The sequence below is a fragment of the Stenotrophomonas sp. STEN022 genome, assembly GCF_056760155.1.
Genome location: NZ_JBRREG010000089.1, coordinates 1 through 20668, shown reverse-complemented (window position 1 = coordinate 20668; position 20668 = coordinate 1). Strand labels below are relative to the sequence as shown.

The 20668-nt window shown below is 63.7% G+C and carries 20 protein-coding genes; 13 read left to right on the top strand and 7 right to left on the bottom strand.

All coding sequences use genetic code 11. The features are described 5' to 3' along the window. From ACVOMF_RS16670 to ACVOMF_RS16650, 5 genes are all read left to right on the top strand, one after another. Positions 1 to 2358 (top strand): beta strand repeat-containing protein (locus ACVOMF_RS16670; RefSeq protein ID WP_481510262.1); only part of this gene is annotated, 2358 nt, incomplete at its 5' end. A gap of 34 nt (positions 2359 to 2392) precedes the next feature. Beyond that, positions 2393 to 3433 (top strand): type VI secretion system protein TssA, encoded by a 1041-nt coding sequence (tssA, locus tag ACVOMF_RS16665; RefSeq protein ID WP_481510261.1) that lies wholly within the window; start codon positions 2393 to 2395, stop codon positions 3431 to 3433. Then, positions 3430 to 3723 (top strand): hypothetical protein, encoded by a 294-nt coding sequence (locus ACVOMF_RS16660; protein WP_481510260.1) that lies wholly within the window; start codon positions 3430 to 3432, stop codon positions 3721 to 3723. Before tssA ends, ACVOMF_RS16660 begins: the two co-directional genes overlap by 4 nt. 37 nt (positions 3724 to 3760) lie before the next feature. Further along, entirely contained in the window at positions 3761 to 4774 is a 1014-nt protein-coding gene (locus tag ACVOMF_RS16655; RefSeq protein WP_481510264.1) for an Lnb N-terminal periplasmic domain-containing protein, read from the top strand. Then, positions 4771 to 6732 carry an esterase/lipase family protein gene (locus ACVOMF_RS16650; protein ID WP_481510259.1) on the top strand — a complete coding sequence of 654 codons (1962 nt, stop codon included), beginning with the start codon at positions 4771 to 4773 and terminating at the stop codon, positions 6730 to 6732. Before ACVOMF_RS16655 ends, ACVOMF_RS16650 begins: the two co-directional genes overlap by 4 nt. Before the next feature lie 117 nt (positions 6733 to 6849). On the opposite strand, the gene ACVOMF_RS16645 is transcribed toward ACVOMF_RS16650, so the two are convergent. Then, positions 6850 to 8211, bottom strand: a complete 1362-nt coding sequence (locus ACVOMF_RS16645; protein ID WP_481510258.1) for an MFS transporter — start codon at positions 8209 to 8211, stop codon at positions 6850 to 6852. Positions 8212 to 8285: 74 nt separating this feature from the next. On the opposite strand from ACVOMF_RS16645, the gene soxR reads away from it, so the two are divergent. After that, entirely contained in the window at positions 8286 to 8720 is a 435-nt protein-coding gene (soxR, locus tag ACVOMF_RS16640; protein ID WP_282268518.1) for a redox-sensitive transcriptional activator SoxR, read from the top strand. Between the two features lie 221 nt (positions 8721 to 8941). Here the strand turns inward: soxR and ACVOMF_RS16635 are convergent, their stop codons facing one another. The 5 genes from ACVOMF_RS16635 to ACVOMF_RS16615 form a co-directional block, all read right to left on the bottom strand. Continuing rightward, positions 8942 to 9217 (bottom strand): hypothetical protein, encoded by a 276-nt coding sequence (locus ACVOMF_RS16635; RefSeq protein WP_481510257.1) that lies wholly within the window; start codon positions 9215 to 9217, stop codon positions 8942 to 8944. Between the two features lie 82 nt (positions 9218 to 9299). Then, a complete protein-coding gene (locus ACVOMF_RS16630) occupies positions 9300 to 10649 on the bottom strand; it encodes a phosphatase domain-containing putative toxin (protein ID WP_481510256.1) in 1350 nt (449 codons plus the stop codon). A gap of 322 nt (positions 10650 to 10971) precedes the next feature. Next, positions 10972 to 11433, bottom strand: coding sequence for a DUF4426 domain-containing protein (locus ACVOMF_RS16625; RefSeq protein ID WP_481510255.1), 462 nt, complete (start codon positions 11431 to 11433; stop codon positions 10972 to 10974). A gap of 179 nt (positions 11434 to 11612) precedes the next feature. After that, positions 11613 to 12458, bottom strand: a complete 846-nt coding sequence (gene proC, locus ACVOMF_RS16620; RefSeq protein WP_481510254.1) for a pyrroline-5-carboxylate reductase — start codon at positions 12456 to 12458, stop codon at positions 11613 to 11615. Positions 12459 to 12477: 19 nt separating this feature from the next. Next, the gene (locus ACVOMF_RS16615) at positions 12478 to 13140 is read right to left on the bottom strand and encodes a YggS family pyridoxal phosphate-dependent enzyme (protein ID WP_481510263.1); all 663 of its coding nucleotides are present in this window, start codon (positions 13138 to 13140) and stop codon (positions 12478 to 12480) included. Between the two features lie 96 nt (positions 13141 to 13236). Here ACVOMF_RS16615 and ACVOMF_RS16610 point away from each other — a divergent pair, with 96 nt between their 5' ends. The 3 genes from ACVOMF_RS16610 to ACVOMF_RS16600 all read left to right on the top strand — a co-directional run bounded on the left by ACVOMF_RS16610 (position 13237) and on the right by ACVOMF_RS16600 (position 16157). Beyond that, complete coding sequence (locus tag ACVOMF_RS16610; protein WP_296251652.1) at positions 13237 to 14274, top strand: type IV pilus twitching motility protein PilT; 1038 nt, start codon at positions 13237 to 13239, stop codon at positions 14272 to 14274. Between the two features lie 112 nt (positions 14275 to 14386). Beyond that, positions 14387 to 15517, top strand: a complete 1131-nt coding sequence (locus tag ACVOMF_RS16605; protein WP_282268502.1) for a PilT/PilU family type 4a pilus ATPase — start codon at positions 14387 to 14389, stop codon at positions 15515 to 15517. Positions 15518 to 15560: 43 nt separating this feature from the next. Continuing rightward, on the top strand, positions 15561 to 16157 hold the full coding sequence (locus ACVOMF_RS16600; protein ID WP_481510253.1) for a hypothetical protein: 597 nt from the start codon (positions 15561 to 15563) through the stop codon (positions 16155 to 16157). A 108-nt stretch (positions 16158 to 16265) separates the two neighbouring features. On the opposite strand, the gene ACVOMF_RS16595 is transcribed toward ACVOMF_RS16600, so the two are convergent. Continuing rightward, positions 16266 to 16802: a DNA-3-methyladenine glycosylase I gene (locus tag ACVOMF_RS16595; RefSeq protein WP_481510252.1), complete on the bottom strand. Its 537-nt coding sequence runs from the start codon at positions 16800 to 16802 to the stop codon at positions 16266 to 16268. A gap of 77 nt (positions 16803 to 16879) precedes the next feature. Here ACVOMF_RS16595 and ACVOMF_RS16590 point away from each other — a divergent pair, with 77 nt between their 5' ends. From ACVOMF_RS16590 to ACVOMF_RS16575, 4 genes are all read left to right on the top strand, one after another. Next, positions 16880 to 17446: a YqgE/AlgH family protein gene (locus ACVOMF_RS16590; RefSeq protein WP_296251645.1), complete on the top strand. Its 567-nt coding sequence runs from the start codon at positions 16880 to 16882 to the stop codon at positions 17444 to 17446. Next, positions 17439 to 17906 (top strand): Holliday junction resolvase RuvX, encoded by a 468-nt coding sequence (ruvX, locus tag ACVOMF_RS16585; RefSeq protein ID WP_296251643.1) that lies wholly within the window; start codon positions 17439 to 17441, stop codon positions 17904 to 17906. Before ACVOMF_RS16590 ends, ruvX begins: the two co-directional genes overlap by 8 nt. A 17-nt stretch (positions 17907 to 17923) precedes the next feature. Then, positions 17924 to 18874 carry an aspartate carbamoyltransferase catalytic subunit gene (locus tag ACVOMF_RS16580; protein ID WP_481510251.1) on the top strand — a complete coding sequence of 317 codons (951 nt, stop codon included), beginning with the start codon at positions 17924 to 17926 and terminating at the stop codon, positions 18872 to 18874. A 76-nt stretch (positions 18875 to 18950) separates the two neighbouring features. Continuing rightward, positions 18951 to 20378, top strand: a complete 1428-nt coding sequence (locus tag ACVOMF_RS16575) for a hypothetical protein (protein ID WP_481510250.1) — start codon at positions 18951 to 18953, stop codon at positions 20376 to 20378. Positions 20379 to 20668 lie beyond the last annotated feature (290 nt).

Sequence of the window (20668 nt, the reverse complement as noted above, 5' to 3'; positions counted from 1 at the left end):
GCAGCTACCTTGACCAGTGCCGGCAGCATCCTCGTAGCCGATGCCACACTGGGCAGCCTGGACGCTACTGCCGGTGATGATCTGTCCGTCAGCAACAGTACGGTCGTTGGTACTGCGGTACTGCGCGCCGCCGACGCACTGACCATGGACACGCTCAACGTCGGTGCAGACCTGAGCGCCAACGGCGCTTCGGTCACCCAGACCGGCACGCTGGCGGTGACCGGTGCGGCAACACTGGGCAGCACTGGGGCGATGACACTGGCAGCCGTGACCGCCGGCAGCCTCGCAGCAAGTGCAGGCAATGGCCTGGGCGTGGCGGGAGCGACGGTAAGCAATCGCGCAGAGCTTGATGCTGGTACTGGTGTGCTGGCGGTCAACGATCTGGCGGCCGGCAGTCTCAGCGCCGGGGGCAACGGTATCGCCCAGAGCGGATCGCTGGTGATTGCTGGCGATGCCGCACTTGATGCAGGCAGCGGCACGCTGACGGTCAACAACGTGGATGTCGGCGGCAACGTGACTGCCAGCGGTGCATCGATCACCCAGACCGGCAGCATGGCGGTGGATGGTGCAGCTACCTTGACCAGTGCCGGCAGCATCCTCGTAGCCGATGCCACACTGGGCAGCCTGGACGCTACTGCCGGTGATGATCTGTCCGTCAGCAACAGTACGGTCGTTGGTGCTGCGGTACTGCGCGCCGCCGATGTGTTGACTGTGGACGCGCTTCGCGTTCATGGAAACATGGCGGCATCAGCCGGTTCTATTGCCCAGACCGGGGCGCTGTTCATTGCGGGTAGCGGTGATCTACGCAGTGGTACACGCATCGTTCTGGACAACACCGACAACGTGTTTGGAGGGCCGCTGGCTGTGCAGGGGCAGCAGGTGCTGATCGCAGCTGCTGGCAGCTTGCAGCTCGCACGGGTTGATGCAGCATCATTGGTCGCGGGTGCGACGGGGATTTTGTCCTTGGGCGCCGCGAGTATCCTCGGCAACGCTCATCTCGATGGGCTCGGCGTGAATCTAGGGGCTGCCTCCATCGGTGGAGATATGCAGGTGAAAAGTGGCGCCGGAATCACGCAGACAGCAGCAGTGAGGGTTGGCGGTTCCACCGACCTGATGGCAGTTGATGCAATAGCGTTGGGCAATGCCGCCAACGACTTCAGGGGCGGGTTGAGTGCGCTCGGCGATGGCATCGTGTTGGCAGATGCCAATGACATGGAGTTGACTGCGCTCGACAACCGCAATGGTGGCGGGGCAGTAACAGCAGTGGCGGGAGGTACTTTAACCCTGCCTGCAGCGGCCATTGACGTGGGCTCTGCAACGCTGACGTTGCTGTCCCAAGGCGGTGGCTTGTCCATCAGTCAAGCGCTGGCCGGTGGCGATATGTTCCTTGGCGGCCGCGATGGCTTATCGCTTTCCGCAAACGTCAGCTCGGTCGGAACGCTGACTCTGAACAGCGCGGCCGGAATCACCCAGAGCAGCGGTTTCTTGAAGGCAGCGGCGTTGACCGGTTCCGCACTTGGCGATGTAAAGCTGCGAGGGGAGAACCGACTATCCTCACTGGGTGATTTCAAGGCGGGCAGTTTTGATCTGAGCAATGCCACCAGTCTGCTTGTCGATGGCAACGTCACGGCAAACAAGGATCTGTTGTTGCATGTTGGAAGTGGTGATCTGCAGCTGTCAGGCCAACTCAACGCGGATGCGGTTCGACTGCAGACGGCCGGCAATATCGTGCAGAGCGGTACCGGGAGCATCGTCGCCAAAACCTTGAGTGGTAGGTCTGGTGGTGCAACAAAGCTCGGAACGGCGGCCGAGTTTTCGGCGAACCGTGTCGGCTTGCTAGGTGATTTCGTCGCCAACGGAGGTTTCAGCATGACCAATGCGGGCACGTTGGCGCTTGGCTCGGTCAATGCTAGCCAGCGCAGCGTTGATGTTGGCGATGCTGCGTTCTTCCTCAAGGTAGAAGGCGGCGACCTGCTGCAGGTTGGTAAGGCAGCTGTGCGTGCTGGAGAGGCGCATTGGTGGTCCAGTGGCGGTATTGGTACCTCGCTTGATCCGATCTACCTGGTCACCTCGCACCCGACCACGTACGTGGATTTTGTCGGAAAGTCACCTGCGTACTTCTACGCGGAAGATTTGAATGGCACTCCGTTGACGATAACCGGCTCGGTGAACATCCCGATCGTGGTGCTTGGTTCGCGTGCCCAGAGCGGCAGCATGCGCCGGATGCCATATGTGGACATCGGGTCATTGAATGCGGAATACCGCGCCTTCGGCATCGTCAAACCAGGTATCCGCCTGCCGTCCGACCAGCTTGCCGTGTGTGATCACGATGATCCTGACGCGGAATGTGCACAGTGAGCAAACCCATGAAACGTGACAAGAGAGGTCGTCGATGAGCATGCAGGGCGAATTGGAAAATTTGTGGGCCAGTCTGTCCGAGGAGTCGCCTTGTGGGCCGGACCTGGAATACGACGCCGCCTTCATGGCCTTGGAGCGCGCTGCCACAACCCGTACGGAACGCGCCGTAGGCGACAGTGTTATTGCTGCTGAAGCGCCTGATTGGGAGCGGGTCTGCGATCAGGCACTGGTACTGGCACAGCGTACGCGTGACCTGCGGGTGGCGATGCACCTGACCAGCGCGTGGACCAGCATGCACGGTTTGGCGGGTTGGGGTGACGGCATCGCGCTGCTGCGTGGCCTGTTGGAGCAGCAGTGGGCTTGGGTCCACCCGCAACTGGATGCAGAGGACGATGACGATCCAACCGCGCGGGTGAATGCCTTGCTTGGGCTGGCAGATCCACAGGGGGCACTGGGGTTGTTGCGCACAGCGCACTTTGTGTGGTCGGCCAGGCTGGGCCGCTTCAGCTTGCGTGACCTGCGAGTGGCAGACGGGAGCATCAAGCTCGCCGAGGGTGATGATGGTCCTGCCGCGTCGAGGGTGGAGATCGAGGCTTGTTGCCGCGATTGCCAGGAAGATGATCTGGCAGCGACCGCTCAGGTGGTGCAGCGTGCGTTGGAGGATGCACGTGCGATTGATGCGCTGCTCAGTGACCGGTTGGGCCTCGCCGCGCCGGATATGAAACTACTGTTGGGTGACCTGCTGGAGCTGGACAGATTCGTACAGCCGCAGTGGCAGGCCCGTAGCGGGGGCGTGGCCTCCCTTGAAGACGGTCAGCCGAGCGCAGCTGTGGGTATTGGCGGTGGTGCTGCTGTGGCACCGTCGGGGCAGATTTCCGGACCGGAAGACGTACGGCGCCGGATCGATGAAATCTGCGATTTCTATGCGCGGCAAGAGCCTTCCAGCCCGGTACCGTTGTTATTGCGCAGAGCGCAGCGGTTGGTAGGGTGCGACTTCACTACGTTGTTGAAGGATCTGGCGCCGGGCGGTTTTGATGAGTTGCAACGCGTGGTGGGTCGTGGCGACGACGATTGAGTCTTGCCGAGTATGGCGCTGCTGGTTCCGATTTATTTGTTGAAAAACAAGGTGCTAGGCGGGATTGCCGTTTTGGCGCGGACGCCCCTGAAGGGGAGTTGGCCGAGCTCAGCCCGCTCGGCTGTGATGGAATTGAGGAACCGGCCATGTGCCGGTTCTTTTTTTTCACCTCTTTTTCGGCGCTGGGCAGGCTATCTTTGCCGCGGGTCGCAGGCGACCCATTCATTTGGCAGTGGTTGCCGGCTTGGCGCGATGCGCTTCCGGGGCCGTTGGGTCTTTCAGGAGAGTGAAGTGGCAAATGTAGGGAAGCGGCGTCTGGGCAGTGTTGTGCGTGGCGTCGGTCGGGTCCTGTTGGCGTTCCTGTGTCTGTGCATCGGGATCTGGGGCGGGTTTGCGTTGTGGTACCAGTTCCCCGGCAACGTGGTGGCCAAGGTCGTGGCGATCCTGGTGTGGTGCGTGCCCAGCATCTGGGCGGTCCGCGCGGGCTTCGGGCCGGTGCGGCGCTGGCATTCGCTGGCGGTGTTCGGTGCCTTGTTCGCGGTGATGCTGATCTGGTGGGCGACGATCGACCCGCAGCAGGACCGGGCCTGGGCCGATGACGTGGCGCAGCCGCTGCATGCGCGCATCGAGGGTGACCGCCTGATCATCGACAACGTGCGCAACTTCCATTGGCGTACCGAAACCGACTATGACGTGCGCTGGGAAGCGCGCGAGTACGATCTGTCGCAGGTGCAGTCGGTGGACATGATCCTGTCCTATTGGATGGGCCCGGCGATTGCGCACACGCTGGTGTCCTTCGGTTTTTCCGATGGCCGCCAGCTGGTGTTCTCGCTGGAGATCCGCAAGGAGCAGGGCGAGTCGTTCTCGGCGCTGGGTGGTTTCTTCCGCAAGTTCGAGGCTGTGCTGGTGGCCTCGGATGAGCGCGACATCGTGCTGACGCGCAGCAACGTGCGCGGCGAGGATGTCTACCTGTACCGCCTGCATGGGCTGAGCCCGGACAAGATGCGCGATCTGCTGCGCTTCTACGTGGACCGCGCGCAGCAGCTGGAACAGGCGCCGCGCTTCTACAACACGCTGACCAGCAACTGCACCACGGTGGTGTTCGAGCTGATGCGCCGCATCCAGCCCAATCTTCCGTTGGATTACCGCCTGCTGGCCTCCGGTTATCTGGCCGAGTACGCCGCCGATGTCGGTGGGCTGACCCCGGGCGTGCCGCTGGCGACTCTGCAACAATCGGGGCGTATAACGCTGCGTGCACGCGAAGCGGGCGATGTGGCTGACTTCTCTTCCCGGATACGCGCAGGCGTACCCGGCATTCCCGCACCAGGAACCAACCCATGACCCACAACCCGCAGACATGGATACGCCGGCTGTTGCCGGTGGTCGCGGTACTGGCGCTGCTGCTGTCCAGCGGCTGCGCCATGGTGAAGATGAAAGCGGTGAGCAACACCGATTACGTGATGCTCAAGCGTGGCGACATCCTCAGCACCGGCAAGCTCAGTGCCTTGTCGCAGGAGTCGCTGTCGGTCATCGGCTTGACTGAAAGTGATTGCAGCAAGGACCTGCCCACCTGCCGGCAGACGGTCATCACCAATGACGGCCTGCAGTCCGAGCAGCGCCTGTCGACGTTGGCCGAGCTGTGGATGCAGGAGGCCTTGGCGCTCACCCCCAAGGCCAAGGGCAATGAGCCCATCGAGTTGCCGCCGGCCGCCTTGAATGCCTGGCTGGAAACCGCGCGCTACTCCTATCTGTACCTGTTCTTCAGCGGTCGCAGCCCGGCGCAACGCGCCCTGGAAGACCGGCTTACCCAGGTGCGGGATTACTACAACTACGCCACCGAGCAGGCCGCCTCGGTGGTGTTCCAGCGCACCCGCGCGCGCGCATTGGAAGGTGAGGACATCAATCTGCCAGTGCAGGTGGATGACTGGACCATCAGCACGCAGTTCGACGGGCTCAAGCTGGAAGGTGTACCCAAACAACTGGTCGCTGCGTCCTCGGTGAGCTTTGCCGGCCTGCGAAGCTCGTATCGCCGCGACGGCTTTGGTGCCGAGCTGGTAGCGATGATGGAAGCGCCGGTACTGGCACAGGCGCTGGAAGCAGAGGAGAGCAAGCAGCAGCTGCCGGTCTACAGCGAGATGCCGGCGATCAACGCCACCGCGGTGCTGAACTTCAGTGGCAACACCCTGGAGGAAGTGCTGGCCAGCCGTCACGTACAGCTGCAGGCCTATTCGCCAGATCTCACCAGCATCCAGATGCGCGGCCAGGAAGTACCGCTGGCCGCCAACTTCACCGCTGCCTATGGCCTGTGGCTTGCCCAGTCTGGATTTGCCACCGAGTCACTGCGCACCTTGTTTGGCCGTGGTGTTGGCATCCGCGAACCGCATATCTACCTGATGCAGCCCTACGATCCGAACAAACGCATCATCTTCATGTTGCACGGTCTGGCCAGCAGTCCGGAAGCGTGGGTGAATCTGGCCAACGAGATCATGGGCGACGAGGAAATGCGCGAGCATTACCAGGTGTGGTCGGTGTATTACCCGACCAATGCGCCGATCGCCTTGAACCGTTACACCATCAGCAAGGCCTTCAACAGCACGCTGCATCACTTCGATCCGAAGGGCACCGCGCCGGCATCGCATGACATGGTGTTCATCGGCCACAGCATGGGTGGCGTGATTGCACGACTGATGCTTAGTGACTCGGGTGAGGTGCTGTGGGACAACACCCGCCAGCGCTACAACCTGCAGGGCGAGCGCTTGGCGCGGGTGGAAGCCAAGCTCGGGCCGGTGCTGCACTTCACCCCGCAGCCGAACGTGGAGCGCGCTATCTTCCTGGCCTCACCGCACAAGGGTACGGATGCAGCGGGCAACCGCCTTGGCCGTTTGATCGGAAGGCTGGTGCGCTTGCCGCTGACGATTCTTGGTGCCTTTGGTGACGCCTTTATGGCGCTGCAGGACCCGGGCGAAGCCGATGGCAAGAAGCCCAAGGAACCGGTGATCACCAACAGCATCGAGAACCTGAAGGCCAGCGATCCCTTCATCGAGGCGTCCTCGGCGTTGCCGATCCAGCCGGGTCTGAAGTACCACTCCATCATCGCCAAGCGCAAAGCCGAGGTGCCGACCCCGCAGTCCGACGATGGGCTGGTGCCGTACTGGAGCGCGCATCTGGATGGCGCGCTGTCGGAGAAGGTGATCGTGTCCGGCCACAGCGTGCAGGAAACACCGGAAGCGGTGCTGGAAGTGCGCCGCATCCTGCGCAAGGACCTGCTGGAAGTGGAAGGCGTGGACGCCGCGCACTGAAGCATTGCCGGGCTGCAGGATGCAGCCCGTGCGTGTTCCCGCTTGCCTTGTCCAATGCTGCCCGGCCTGCACCGAGCGGCCGAGGCGGCTCAGCCGATGTCGCTCAGCCTCCGCTACTCAGCCGATGCGGCGACCCACCATGGTCGCCATCGCCGCCAACAGCAGGGTCACCACGAAGCACAGCAGATAGCCGGTGGTTTCATTGCCGCCAACGGTTGCGGCAAACAGCGAGCCAGAGATTGCCAGCGTCGAGGCGACCGCGATGCCTTCGCTCAGCTGCAGGGCCGAGCTGTTCGCGCCTTGCTCGTGCGGCGCCGACAGCGACAGGGTCAGCACCGACAGGCTGGGGTAGATCAGGCCCATGCCCAAGCCAGTGAGCGACCAGCCGGCAAGCGCCAGCATCAAGGGCACGCCTGGATACAGGGTAAGCACGGTGATCAGCAGGCCGGCCAGCATCAGCCAGGTGCCGGCCTGCAGCATGTGCGTGCGGCGCCAGCCGAAGTGCTGGTGGCCTTGCATCCACGAGCCGGAGAACCAGCCCAGCGCACCCAGGCTGAGCGCGGCACCGGCCCACAGCGGCGACAGGTCGCGTTCGCGCTGCAACAGCAGTGGCAGGAAGGCTTCGGCGCCAAAGAAGGCCGAGGCGGCAATGCCACGCAAGGCAATCACGCTGGGCAGGCCACGGCGCAGCAACAAGCTGCCGCTGGGCAGCAGGTGGCGCGCGCAGAAGATCAGTGCGATCACTGCTGCCGTCATTACCGCCAGCGCCTGCATGCCTTGCAGCTGTCCGCCGACGTATAGCAACAGCGCGGCCAGCGCCGTGCCTATCGCCCAGCGCACCACCGGCCGCTGCTCGACATCACGGCGGATGCTGGTGTGGGTGCTGCGAAGTGCTGGCAACAACAGCCAAGCCGCCGGCAAGGCCAGCACCGGCACGATGAGGAAGACCCAGCGCCAGCTCAGGTGCTGCACGATCAGGCCGCTCAGGCCGGGGCCGATCAACGAGGGCACCACCCAGCCGGCGGAGAAGGCTGCGAACACTTTCGGCCGCAGCGCTTCCGGATAGGTGCGTGCCACCAGTACATACAGCGACACGGAGATCGCGCCGATGCCGACACCCTGCAGCAGGCGGCCGACGATCAGTACATCCATGCGCGGCGCCAAACCGGCCAGCAACAGCCCAATCAGGAAGCTGCACAGGCCCAGCCACAACGGCCGCGCCGGACCTTGCTGGTCACACATGCGGCCGGCCAGGGTCATGCCGATCACGCTGGTGGCCAGCGCACCACCGAAGGCCAATGCATACAGGCGCAGCCCGTCCAAGGCCTGCGCCACGCTGGGCATGGCGGCCGCCACGGCCAGCGCTTCGAAGGCGATCAGCGAGATCAGCGCGACCATGCCGAAGGTGGTGGCACGGTATTGCGGGGCGAGGATGGAGGTACTTGCCGGCGGAGCCGAGGCGATGCTTTGGGAACTCATGATGCGACGCTGCTGCTTGAGTTGCGGCTGGGGGGCGTGCAGCATCACACCTCAACCATGGTTGAGGTCAAGTGATGTCCACGCGGGAACTGAGTGTAGGTGAAGTGGCCCGGCGCAGCGGTGTTGCGGTGTCGGCCTTGCACTTCTATGAGCGCAAGGGACTTATCCACAGCCAGCGCACGGCCGGTAACCAGCGAAGATTCCAGAGTGATGTGCTGCGGCGGCTGGCACTGATCCAGGCCGCGCAGCGGGTGGGCATGCCGCTGCAGGCGGTTGCCGAGCGCCTGGCCGAACTGCCGGAAGGGCGCGCGCCCACAAAGGCTGACTGGGCGAAGATGTCGGCGCGCTGGCGCAAGGAACTGGACGAGCGCATCGCGACGCTACAGTTCATGCGTGACCAGCTCAGCGATTGCATCGGCTGCGGCTGTCTGTCGCTGAAGCGCTGCGGCCTGCTGAATCCGCAAGACGTGCTGGGGCAGCGTGGCGAAGGCCCGCAACGCGTGGGCTAACGTTGTGAGACTGTATCGGCAAGCTGCCGGGTATCGGACGACACACCAGCAGTGTCTGCTGCCCGGGCCACAGTGCGTGGCCCGGATGGATCAGATTTTCGCTTCGATCAGCGGCATTGCCAGACGCGAGCGGGTCAAAACCATGCCGAGGTTGGCGGTGCGGCGGCAGACGAACACCATCACGTAGTCCGGGTAGCGCTTGCCGCGCATGAAGATGTGGATCAGGTTCTGCTGTTGACGATGATTTCCTGGAAGTAATGCGCGCCTTCCTGGTCTTCCAGCCCGCGTGCGCGGCGGAACATCTGCTCGATGCTGCGGATGTTCGGGCCCTGGTACAGGTCGGCGGTAGCGGCGGCGACCAGATCCAGCACTTCGCGCGGGTGCGAATCGACGGTGCGGACTGACAGCAGCATGCCGGAGCTGATGTCGACGTAACCGGCGGCTACGCATTCGGGGATGGAGGCAACGGATTGCTGCAGGGTGGTGTCGAGCGACATGGGGGAATCCTTGCGGAAGGGGGAGAAAAGGAAAAGCGATGCCCGAAGGCCGCAGTGCGACCCGGCATCACTCAAGGTTTGATCAATCGCAGGCGCGGATCAGCAGGTTCTCTTCCAGCGCATGCAGCAGGTCTTCCTGCTCCTGCGACTGCACGAAACCCGGGTCCAAGGTACGCAGGCGACGCAGCGCCTCATCGGCGGTGAGCCCTTCGCGGATCAACCAGCCTGCCAGCACCATGCCGGTGCGGCCAAGGCCGCCCAGGCAGTGCACGGCGATCACTTCGCCCTCGCGCAGCATCACCTCGATCTTGGCCAGCAGCAACTTGGCCCATAGCAGCGGCGGTGCGCCGCGGTCGGCGATGCCGAGGTGGTAGCTGCGCAGTCCGTACGCTGCCAGGCGTTCGGCGGACATCTCGCGTTCGGTGAGGTTGACCAGCACGGTCACGCCCATGCCACGCAACAGCGCCAGATCGTGATCGATGGCAAACACAACGCCCGGCATCGGGCAGCCGGCGAGCTTGCCCGGCACCAGCCAATGGAAGCCGTTGGGGCCGCGCCGTGATGGCGTGGCGGACAGGCGGACCGGTGCTGGTGTCGGCATCGGCGCTGGACGCGCAATGGAAGCTTCGGGCGCAGGCGTGACAGGCTGGCTTGATACCTTTTCGGCTATCGCAACGGGCGCCGGCGCGACAACTCCATCGGCGAGGTCCTCGGCGCGCGCATCCGGCGCGGGCACATGGCAGCTGCCGGTGCGCAGGAACTGCGCCAGCACCGGGTGCTGCCCGCTATTGGCAAAGAAGGCATCCACCGGCGCATCAACCTGCACATGGCCGCCGGCCAGCAGGATCACCCGCGAAGCGATACGTCGGGCCTGGCCTTGATGGTGCAGGCTGACCAGGCAGCAGTGCGTGGCGGACAGGCGCTCTATCAGAGTGAGCACGGCTTCGGCGTCGGCCGGTTCCAGCTCGCTGGTGGGCTCGTCGATCAACAGCAGCGGGCTGCCGCTGAAGGCGGCACGCAGGATGGCGACTTGCCGGGCGAGTCCGCGCGGTAGATCGATTACCCGCTGCTGCAGATGTGCAGCGACGGCAGTGGCGCCCAAGGCCTGCAGGCGCGCGTCGATCTGTTCGCGCAATGCCTGTGGCTTGTTGCCCGATTGCGGACGCAGCGCGGCGCTGAGGTTTTCCAGCACGTTGAAGCCGAGTTCGCGTGCGTGTTGTTGCACCAGTACCGGCGGCTGGCTTGCTGCTTCCAGTGGCGCACCCTGGAACAGCAGCGTGCCCCAGCGCTCGCCATGTGCGTTGCTCTGGCCGGACAGCGCCTGCAGCAATGAAGACTTGCCGGTGCCGCCCGGGCCCATCAATACCACGATGCCGGTGCCGCTGATGCTCAGGTCGATGGATGCCAATACGGTGCGTTGGCCACGGCGCATGCCCCAGCCTTGCAGCTGCAGCAACGGAGTAGGGGAGTTGTGGACTGGCAAGGACGTCACTCTGCCCGTCGCAAGCCCCGTTTCTGAGGCCTGCGCGGAATTGGAAAGACGGCCAGTATGGTTTGTGTTAATTCCATGTCAATTTGACTTTGTGATGTGTGCGGGCAACGCGCAACGACCTCGCAAGCTGCGAGGTGATCGCTGCTGCGCTGCCATATCAAATTGATTGGGAAAGGAAATGCGCGCTTTTTCAAGCGCGTTTGCAACCGCGAATACGGTGCTGGAGTAACAAACAAGACGATGCCTATTGTTTCAGCGGGATTCAGAAATTCCGCTCGAAGCGCACGTTTCCTGCGCCTGCATCTGCGCTTATCTGCAGGTCCACGCGCAGTTGATCGCGTGGATGCGCGTCGAGTACACCGATCAGATCGGTATAGGAACCGGTACGCACCGCACGCAAGTCAATCTGTTGGCGTTTGCCGGAAAGGTCGGTGGCGATCGCTTGTACCTTGCCTTCGGCTGGCAGCTCTTCGCCCTGCTCCAGTTGTCGCAAGGCGACGACCAGCAGGGCGCGGTCGGCTTCGCGCTGCACCTGGTAGCTGCGGGCGACGGCGTCGTTCATGGCCAGCGTAGGCAGCAGGTTGTAGTGCACGCGCAGCTTGCCGAGGTCGGCTTGGCTGGGTTGCGATTGCTGGATGACGGCCGCTCGCGGGGAGGGCTCCGCGGAGCAGGCGGCAAGGGTGAATAGCAGGGTGGAGGACAGCGTTAGGGCGAACCGGGGCATGGTGTTGGTGTCCTTGGGCTGTGGTGTTGGTTGTTGGGGGCTGCGCTCTAGGTGCTTAAAAGCTGCAAGGCTTCGCTTTGTTCCCCTCTCCCCAACCCCTCTCCGGCGAGGGGAGAGGGGCTATTCGAAGCAGATCTCCGCGAGTGCGGGCGGCTCGTGTACTTGGCTGAAGAAGCTATTCAATCGTTGGCTGCAGACAGTTCCTTGCCTCGCTTGGCCGCAGCATCAATGGCCTTCGCCGTCAGCGCTTCAAAGCCGCCTACCTGGAAGGTTTCAATAGCTGCCTGGGTGGTGCCACCCGGCGAGGTGACGCGGCGGCGTAGTTCGGCAGGGGCTTCGCCGGCTTCGGTCAGCATGCGCGCGGCACCGAGGACGGTATCCAGTACCAGTGTGCGGGCTGCATCCGCCGGCAGGCCTTGTTCCAGTGCGGCGGCTTCCATCGCCTCGGCGAGCAGGAAGATATAGGCCGGGCCGCTGCCGGAGACGGCGGTTACTGCGTCCATCAGTCCTTCGTTCTCGATCCAGACGGTGCGGCCGGCGCTGGCAAGGACCTGCTCGGTCTGCGCGCGCTGGGCGGTGGATACGCGCGGGTTGGCGAACAGGCCGGTGACGCCGGCACCGAGCAGGGCGGGGGTGTTGGGCATGGCGCGGACGATGGCCTGATCGCCACCCAGCCAGCGTTCGAGCTGCGCGGCGGTGATGCCGGCGGCGATCGAGGCGACTACCGGTTGCTTGCTAGCGGCAATCGGGCTCAGGGCTTCGCAGACAGTCCGCATCACCTGTGGCTTGACCGCCATCAACCACAGCCCGGCATGAGCGGCGGCGGCTTCGGTGGCGTTGTAGGTATGCACGCCGAAGTCCTGCGCCAGCGCCTCGCGCAGGGCGGCGACCGGCTCGGCGACATGGATGCGGCTGGCGGCCATGCCGCGCCGCAGCAAACCAGCGATCAGGCTGCGCGCCATGTTGCCGCCGCCGATGAAGGCGACATCAGTGTCGGGAAGGTCTGTGTTCGGGCTGCTGGTCATCAATCCAATCTCGGTGCGATCAAGGGGAGGGGCGTTGGCCGAACAAGGCGGTGCCGACCCGGACCATGGTCGAGCCGGCGGCGATGGCTTCGGCAAAGTCACTGCTCATGCCCATCGAAAGTGTATCGACCTGCGGGTACTGCGTGGCCAGGTCGGTAAACAAGGCCTGCATCCGTGCGAACGCAGCCTGGCGTTTGGCCGCTTCCGGGAACGGCGCGGGGATCGCCATCAGACCGCGCAGGCAGAGCCGTGGTTCCTTGGCGACGGCCGCGGCCAGGGCAGCGACCTGCTCCGGGGTGCAACCATGCTTGCTGTCCTCGTCGTCGATGTTGACCTGGATCAGCACGTTGAGGGGGGGCAAAGCGGCCGGGCGGCCCTTGGCCAAGGCGTTGACCAGTTTGGGCCGGTCCACGGTCTGCACCCAGTCGAACGCTTGGGCGGCCAGCTCGGCCTTGTTCGACTGCAGGTGGCCGATCAGGTGCCACTCCAGGCCCAGTTCGGCCAGCTCGGCGATCTTGGCGGCCGCCTCCTGCACATAGTTTTCACCAAAGGCGCGCTGTCCTTGGGCGGCCAGAGCGGCCACCGCAGCGGCCGGCTGCAGCTTGGAGACGGCCAGCAGGCGGACCGGTTGGGAGGGGCTGGAAGCAGCGTCGATCTGCTGCCGGAGGGTGGCCAAAGACACGGTTTGCAAAGCATCTACCTCTTACGTGGGAAGGCTTATACTGCCTGCCAGGGGAAACACCTTACATATACTCGCAACGCAGGGGACAGAGCGCGTATGGACATCGCTGAACTTTTGGCGTTCTCGGTCAAGAACAAGGCCTCGGACTTACATCTTTCCGCCGGCCTGCCGCCGATGATCCGTGTGGACGGTGACGTCCGTCGCATCAACATCCCGGCCCTGGACCACAAACAAGTGCACGCGCTGGTGTACGACATCATGTCGGACAAGCAGCGGCGTGATTACGAAGAGTTCCTCGAGGTCGACTTCTCGTTCGAGATTCCCTCGCTGGCGCGCTTCCGTGTCAATGCGTTCAACCAGAACCGTGGTGCCGGTGCGGTGTTCCGTACCATTCCCTCGGAAGTGCTGACGCTGGAAGACCTGGCCTGCCCGCCGATCTTCCGCGAGTTGATCGAGCAGCCGCAGGGGCTGATCCTGGTCACCGGCCCGACCGGTTCGGGCAAGTCGACCACGCTGGCGGCGATGATCGACCACATCAACAAGAACGAATACGGTCACATCCTCACCGTCGAGGATCCGATCGAATTCGTGCATACCTCGCAGAAGTGCCTGATCAACCAGCGCGAAGTGCACCGCGACACGCACGGCTTCAACGAGGCCCTGCGCTCGGCCTTGCGTGAGGACCCGGACATCATCCTGGTCGGCGAATTGCGTGACCTTGAGACCATCCGCCTGGCACTGACCGCGGCAGAAACCGGTCACCTGGTGTTTGGCACCCTGCATACCAGCTCGGCGGCCAAGACCATCGACCGTATCATCGACGTGTTCCCGGCCGGCGAAAAGCCGATGGTGCGCTCGATGCTGTCCGAGTCGCTGCGTGCGGTGATTTCGCAGGCACTGCTCAAGCGCGTTGGTGGCGGCCGTGTGGCCTCGCACGAAATCATGGTGGCGACACCGGCCATCCGTAACCTGATCCGCGAAGACAAGGTGGCGCAGATGTACTCGTCCATCCAGACCGGCCAGCAGGTGGGCATGCAGACGCTGGATCAGAACCTGCAGGATCTGGTCAAGCGCAGCCTGGTCACACGCAACCAGGCCAAGGAATACGCCAAGGACAAGCGTCTGTTCGAGTAATTCCAGGTTTCGGGATTAGAGATTCGGAATTCGGGATTCGCAAAAGCCGGAATCGACGGGGCGCGATGGGGTCATCCCACGCCCTGTCCCGGCTCTCCATCGGGAGCCAGACATGAGCACTATTGATTTCACCTCGTTCCTCAAGCTGATGGCGCACCAGAAGGCGTCCGACCTTTTCATCACCGCCGGCATGCCGCCGTCGATGAAGGTCAACGGCAAGCTGTCGCCGATCACCCAGACACCGCTGACGGCGCAGCAAAGCCGCGACATGGTGCTCAACGTGATGACGCCGGCGCAGCGTGAGGAGTTTGAGAAAACCCACGAATGCAACTTCGCCATCGGCGTCTCCGGCGTGGGCCGCTTCCGTGTGAGCTGCTTCTACCAGCGCAACCAGGTAGGCATGGTGCTGCGTCGCATCGAAACGCGCATTCCCACCGTGGAAGAGCTGAACCTGCCGCCGGTGATCAAGACGCTGGCGATGACCAAGCGCGGCATCATCCTGTTCGTTGGTGCCACCGGTACCGGCAAGTCGACCTCGCTGGCGGCGATGATCGGCTACCGCAACCAGAATTCGACCGGGCACATCATCACCATCGAAGACCCGATCGAATTCGTGCACAAGCACGAAGGCTGCATCGTGACCCAGCGCGAAGTCGGCATCGATACCGACAGCTGGGAAGCGGCGCTGAAGAACACGCTGCGGCAGGCGCCGGACGTAATCATGATCGGCGAAATCCGTACCCGCGAGGGCATGGATCACGCGGTGGCGTTTGCAGAAACCGGCCACCTGGTGCTGGCAACGCTGCACGCCAACAACGCCAACCAGGCGATGGATCGCATCATCAACTTCTTCCCGGAAGACCGCCGCAACCAGTTGCTGATGGATCTGTCGCTGAACCTGAAGGGCGTGGTAGCGCAGCAGCTGGTACCGACCCCGGACGGCAAGAGCCGCCGCGTGGCGATGGAAATCCTGCTGGGCACGCCGCTGGTGCAGGACTACATCCGCGACGGCGAAGTGCACAAGCTCAAGGAAGTGATGCGCGATTCCGTGCAGCTGGGCATGAAGACCTTCGACCAGAGCCTGTTCGAGCTGTACCAGGCCGGCGAGATCAGCTACGACGACGCCTTGCGCTACGCCGATTCGCAGAACGAAGTACGCCTGCGCATCAAGCTGTCGCAGGGCGGTGACGCCAAGACCTTGTCGCAGGGTCTGGATGGTGTGGAGATTGCCGAGGTTCGCTGACCGCTAGATATCAGGCAGCATCAACGAAAAGGAGTAGTCGCATATGGATGTGCAGAACCCTTATCAGGCCCCACCGGCGATGCCGACGGCCGCTCCGGTAGTGTCGGTTGCCCCGCTTCCTTCCCTGGAGGAGCGGGTGCATCCGGATCTGTTCGCCCCATCGACCGGAAAGCTCATCGCGATGAGCCTGACTACTTTGGGCCTGTATGTGCCGTACTGGTTCTATCGCAACTGGCGCGCCATCGAGGATCAGGAGGGGGCAGGCATCTGGCCGTTCTGGCGGGCGGTGTTCGCTCCGCTTTGGTGCTTCAGCTGCTTCGCACAGCTGAATCAGTACGCATCGGGACGGCGCCGGCAGATGGCGTTCCCGCCGGTGCTTCTGGCGCTTGTGTACTTCCTGCTCAACGGCGTTCCCAATCTCTCCATGATTTTTCCACGGATGTTCGGCGGGAGCTTCTGGGTTTTGGGGGTGCTGGCCTTCTTGCCGCTGTTGCCGATGAACTCGCTGATACGCAGCTATCGGCAGTCGCTACGGCTGGACACGCGCAGGCAAGATCGTTTGACCGTCTGGCATGTGTTGATCATTGCTATCGGTGGAGTGTTTCTCATCCTGGCGCTGATCGGCGCGTTCCTGCGCTGAGGTCGCTTCCAACTGGGGTTTGACCGACGCGGGAGTTTGCGAGGAAGCATCGTCTTCTTTCCGGCTTCACTCGTACTCCCGCTCCAACAGTTCCTTGCGAACAGATGCTCATTTTTTCTGCCAGGCCGGTCCCAGGCTCAGCAAGCGCGCATGTACCGGGCAATCCTCCCGGTGCGCGCCGGGCAGATAGCCCAGGCTCATCAAAAATTCGCCGGTAATCTCGCCACCGGTAAACCGGAAGGTCTTCTTGAACAGTTTTACCCAGTCCGCCTTGGGCAGCGGGTGGTGCGCATCCAGCCATTCGGCAAAGCCGCCATGGGAGGCGCGCAGGCCCTGGATCACCTGCGCGTTGTGGATCGCCGCAGCCACCTTGAGCCGGTTGCGGATGATGCTGGCATCGGACAGCAGGCGGGCGATATCCGCCTCGCCATAGGCCGCCACCGCGTCCACGTCGAAGCCGCTGTAGGCGCTGCGGAAGCCTTCGCGCTTGCGCAGGATGGTTTCCCAGCTCAGGCCGGCCTGGTTGATTTCCAGTAGCAGGCGCTCGAAGAGCTCGCGTTCGTCGCGCTGCGGGAAGCCATACTCGTTCTCGTGGTACGGCCCGTGCACGGGGTGGCCCGGGGCGAAGTCACAGTAGTAGGTCATCGGCGTCTCCGCGTTAAGGAAGTCCCGATTATCGCCCCTGCGAGGCGTCAGGCACCCGCAGCCGGTAGAATGCAGACATGTCTGCGCTGTCACCCCCTCTTTCCAATCACCTGCTGGTGGCTTTGCCGTCGCTGGTCGACCCCCAGTTCGCGCGTAGCGTGGCCTTGATCTGCCAGCACGACGAAAACGGCGCCATGGGCGTCGTGGTCAACCAGCCCTCCGATTTCACCCTCGGCGATGTGTTCGCGCAGATGGCGATCGATACCGACGATGGCGACCTGCGCGCCGTGCCGGTGCTCAATGGCGGGCCGGTGCACACCGAACGCGGTTTCGTCATCCATGACGACGCCCGCGAATGGGATTCCAGCCTGAAGGTGGGCGATGGCCTCTACCTGACCACGTCCCGTGACATCCTCGAAGCCATGGCCCGTGGCGAAGGTCCGCGCAATGCCCTGGTCACGCTCGGCTGTGCCGGCTGGAGTGAAGGCCAGCTGGAGCAGGAACTGGCGGAGAACAGCTGGCTGACCGTGCCCGCCGACGCTGCCGTGCTGTTCGAAACACCGCTGGACGAGCGCTGGCAGTTGGCCGGCGCGCGCATCGGCGTTGATCTGTTCCTGGTCACCGGATACAGCGGCCGTGCTTGAGTCCAACACACTTTCCACCAGCAGCACGGTACTGGGCTTCGATGTCGGCTCGCGCCGAATTGGCGTTGCCATTGGCAGCTCGCTGGGCGTCGGCGCGCGTGCGATCGCGGTCGTCGATGTGCATGGCAATGGCCCGGACTGGAACGCGCTGGACAAGCTGCACAAGGAATGGCGGCCGCAAGGCATGATCGTCGGCGATCCGCTCACCCTGGAAGGCGAAGACCAGCCCAACCGCAAGCGCGCGCACGCCTTTGCCAGGCAGCTGCAGCAGCGCTACAAGGTGCCGGTATTGCTGGTGGATGAGCGTTCCAGCTCGGTCGAGGCCGCGCAGCGCTTCGCCGTGGAGCGCGCCGAAGGGCGCAAGCGCCGCCGCGATGCCGCCAACCTCGACGCCGTTGCCGCCGCCGTCATCATCGAGCGCTGGTTGTCGGCGCCGCACGAAGCCACCCCTATTTCCTGACTGCCGAAGACCCTGCCATGACCGCTTCGCAACTTGATGCCCAAGGACGCCTGCGCCACCTGCTGACCCTGGATGGGTTGCCGCGGGAAACCCTGCTGCAGCTGCTCGACCGTGCTGGCCAGATCCGCGATGCCGCGGTTGGCCGGATCAACAACAAGCGCGCGGTGCTCGCCGGTACCGGCGTCTGCACGCTGTTCTTCGAGCCCTCCACCCGCACCCGCAGCTCGTTCCAGCTGGCGGCGCAGCGGCTGGGTGCGGACGTACTGAATTTCGATGCTTCCACCTCTTCCGCGCGCAAGGGGGAGACCGCCAGCGACACGCTGAAGAATCTGGAAGCGATGGGCGTGCGCGGCTTCATCGTGCGCCACCCGGACGATGGTGCGGTGGCCGAACTGGCAGGGGGGGCAGGTGAGGGTACCGCGCTGATCAATGCCGGCGACGGTCGCAGCGCGCACCCGACCCAGGGCCTGCTCGACATGTTGACCCTGCGCCAGGCCAAGGGCAGCGATTTCTCCAGGTTGAAAGTAGTGATCGTCGGCGACGTGAAGCACTCGCGCGTTGCGCGTACCGATCTGCAGGCGATGCGCACGCTGGGCGTGGGCGAGATCCGCGTATGCGGCCCGCAGTCGTTGCTGCCGGAAGATGGAATCCTTGATGGCTGTGTGGTTGGCCAGGATTTCGACGCGATGCTGGAAGGCGTTGATGCGCTGATGATGCTGCGCCTGCAGCGCGAGCGCATGGAAGAAGGCCTGGTGCCGTCGCTGGAGCAGTACCACGCGCAGTACGGCCTCAACAGCGAGCGCCTGAAGCGCGCCGCCAAGGATGCAGCGGTGCTGCACCCGGGTCCGATCAACCGCGGCGTGGAAGTCACCGACGAAGTGGCCGACGGCCCGCAGTCGTGGGTATTGCGCCAGGTTGCCAACGGTGTTGCCGTGCGGATGGCGGTGTTGGAGACCCTGTTGGGCTGATTTGGTTGCGGCGGGGTATTCGCTCTGCCGCCTCTGAAGAGCCTCTGCTAGTAGGCAGCACTGAGGAGGAATACGTATGGATGCGGATATGGCAGCTCGGCCGGTACGTTCGGACCTGCTGACGATGTTGGTGCTGCTGGTGCTGGCGGCCGTGATCTGGGTGCCTGCACTATGGACCCCGTTCTGGGGTGACGACTACGTGTTTCTGCATGCGGCGCGTTTGGCCAATCTGGCCAGCCAGCCGTGGTCGGAGACCTTCTGGCCAGTGCAGCCGGAAATGTTCTGGCGGCCGCTGTCGCAGACAGCGTGGTGGCGTGTGGTTGAGAGTGTGATGGGCGGCAACGTGCTGGTCGCGCACACTGTGATGCTCGTGCTGCAGTTGCTGGCTGCACTAGGCGTTGGCGTACTGGGACTGACCATCGCACGTCTTGCCGGCTGGGCGGCGCGTTGGGCGGTGGCGGGTTTGAGTGCCGGTCTGTACGGCGTGCTGGCCGTCAGTCTGCTGACGGTGCATTGGGTTGCCGCAGCCAACAGCCCGCTATTGGTGCTGTTCACCACGCTGTTGCTCGCTGCATGGTTGGCAGCCTCCGTTGCGACCGCAGGCAAGCGCCTGCTGTTGCTGGCGGTGGTGCCGTGTCTGCTGGCGGTTGCCTTGCTCAGCAAGGAGTCGGCGATCCTGATACCGGTGCTGATGCTGATCTGCAGTCTGTTCACCGGCACGCGCTTGCGCCGTGGCGAGTGGCTGGTTCTGATCTCATGCGTGGTTCTTGGCGGAATCTGGCTGCTGCTGCGGCAGAAAGCCACGCTGCCTCCTGCGCCGCAGTACGCCTACGGTTATGGCGGCAACCTGATCAAGAACGCTGCGTCGTTCGGTGCGTGGTTGCTCAACGTGCCCCGTGAGGCACTGCGCATGATTGCCACCGGTGAGCTGCTGAAGGGCGCCGCCTGGGCGCTGCTGGCGGCTTTCCCCGTTCTGGTCAGCTGGTTATTGGCTGCATCCAAGGGTGGCTGGCGGCGTTTGGATCGTCGCCAATGGATGCTGCTGGTGGCGTTTGCCGTTGTCGCCTATGCGCCTTACTTCCCGTTGGTCTGGAACAGCTACGAGTACTACGCCGCGATCTCCGCGATCCTGCCGGCCATCGTGCTGGCGCGAATGCTGCAGGGCCGTCGCGTCGCTGTGCTGGTGGCAGTACTGATGGCGGTGTCGTGCTGGGTGTCGGTGGCGGGAACGCGCTGGCTGGATCACCCGGGTCTTATCGGTCGCGCGCGCTGGGCGGAAGCATCGGTGCAGCAGTTGGCTGCGCAGCAGCTGAAGGCTCCGTTGTGGGTGCATGTGGCTGATGAGCAGCGCTTCTATGCGATTGGCTTGCATGGTCTGGCATGGCGGCTGGACGTACCGTTGGAGCAGATCCACGCGGTGGATGCCTGTCCGTCGAGCGGATCGGGTACCTGTCTGGAAATGGATGCCGGAGGGCGATGGAGCCATCGTCCAGCAGGCCCTTGAGCTGCGAGGCGTAGCCATGCTGAGCCCGGGCATTGCGGGGAGGCGATTTTTATAGAGCCGAGCCATGCGCGGCTGGGCGTTACCGGTAGAGCCTCTGCCGAGCATGGCTCGGCTCTACACTCCCTCCCTGCGCCGAAGGCATAGGGGAGGGCTGGGGAGGGGGAGCTTTTGTGGCTCTTCAGCAGCGTCAGCTTCGCGGCTTACGCCGCTCCCACAAGCCAGTTGAGAATGCTGGGGAATCCACGCTGTAGAGCCGAGCCATGCTCGGCTGGCTCATTACCGGTAGAGCC

Excerpts from the sequence above, each read along its gene's own strand:
- tssA (WP_481510261.1), top strand. The coding sequence starts at position 2,393 with ATGAGCATGCAGGGCGAATTGGAAAATTTGTGGGCCAGTCTGTCCGAG.
- ACVOMF_RS16650 (WP_481510259.1), top strand. The coding sequence starts at position 4,771 with ATGACCCACAACCCGCAGACATGGATACGCCGGCTGTTGCCGGTGGTC.
- ACVOMF_RS16645 (WP_481510258.1), bottom strand. The coding sequence starts at position 8,211 with ATGAGTTCCCAAAGCATCGCCTCGGCTCCGCCGGCAAGTACCTCCATC.
- soxR (WP_282268518.1), top strand. The coding sequence starts at position 8,286 with ATGTCCACGCGGGAACTGAGTGTAGGTGAAGTGGCCCGGCGCAGCGGT.
- ACVOMF_RS16635 (WP_481510257.1), bottom strand. The coding sequence starts at position 9,217 with ATGTCGCTCGACACCACCCTGCAGCAATCCGTTGCCTCCATCCCCGAA.
- ACVOMF_RS16630 (WP_481510256.1), bottom strand. The coding sequence starts at position 10,649 with ATGCGCCGTGGCCAACGCACCGTATTGGCATCCATCGACCTGAGCATC.
- ACVOMF_RS16625 (WP_481510255.1), bottom strand. The coding sequence starts at position 11,433 with ATGCCCCGGTTCGCCCTAACGCTGTCCTCCACCCTGCTATTCACCCTT.
- proC (WP_481510254.1), bottom strand. The coding sequence starts at position 12,458 with ATGACCAGCAGCCCGAACACAGACCTTCCCGACACTGATGTCGCCTTC.
- ACVOMF_RS16610 (WP_296251652.1), top strand. The coding sequence starts at position 13,237 with ATGGACATCGCTGAACTTTTGGCGTTCTCGGTCAAGAACAAGGCCTCG.
- ACVOMF_RS16605 (WP_282268502.1), top strand. The coding sequence starts at position 14,387 with ATGAGCACTATTGATTTCACCTCGTTCCTCAAGCTGATGGCGCACCAG.
- ACVOMF_RS16600 (WP_481510253.1), top strand. The coding sequence starts at position 15,561 with ATGGATGTGCAGAACCCTTATCAGGCCCCACCGGCGATGCCGACGGCC.
- ACVOMF_RS16595 (WP_481510252.1), bottom strand. The coding sequence starts at position 16,802 with ATGACCTACTACTGTGACTTCGCCCCGGGCCACCCCGTGCACGGGCCG.
- ACVOMF_RS16590 (WP_296251645.1), top strand. The coding sequence starts at position 16,880 with ATGTCTGCGCTGTCACCCCCTCTTTCCAATCACCTGCTGGTGGCTTTG.
- ACVOMF_RS16580 (WP_481510251.1), top strand. The coding sequence starts at position 17,924 with ATGACCGCTTCGCAACTTGATGCCCAAGGACGCCTGCGCCACCTGCTG.
- ACVOMF_RS16575 (WP_481510250.1), top strand. The coding sequence starts at position 18,951 with ATGGATGCGGATATGGCAGCTCGGCCGGTACGTTCGGACCTGCTGACG.